Origin of the sequence: Christiangramia marina (assembly GCF_048285865.1) — a bacterium.
GTDB classification, from domain to species: Bacteria; Bacteroidota; Bacteroidia; order Flavobacteriales; family Flavobacteriaceae; genus Christiangramia; species Christiangramia marina.
The window spans coordinates 1-278 of the sequence record NZ_JBLVTK010000100.1 but is presented as its reverse complement, the minus strand read 5'-3'; the positions used below and the strand labels follow the sequence as shown (position 1 = coordinate 278).

Sequence of the window (278 nt, the reverse complement as noted above, 5' to 3'; positions counted from 1 at the left end):
AGCGGCGAGCTGCGCGCCGCCTGCGAGCAGGCGCTGGCCTATGCCCGCTACGTGGACGCCACGGCGCGCGCGCGCCAATGCGTGGGGGTGCGCATGGTGTTCCCGAAGAAGGGCGTCGAAACCGCCGTCAGGCTGCGCCGTCCGGACGGGGCCGAGCAGGCGCTGCCGGTTGCGCCGGGCCAGGCCTTCGCGGGCGATACCGAAACCGATTTCCCGGTGGTGACCTACCGCTGCGCGCCCGAGCGGGCGCAGGTGGTGACCTACAGCGCGCCGCTGGC

At 74.5% G+C, this 278-nt stretch carries 1 protein-coding gene; it reads left to right on the top strand.

Features of this window, described 5'->3' with window-relative positions; translation table 11 throughout:
• Window positions 1-278: hypothetical protein (locus ACNKXS_RS15495; RefSeq protein ID WP_417921668.1), on the top strand; the 278-nt coding region annotated here is incomplete at both ends.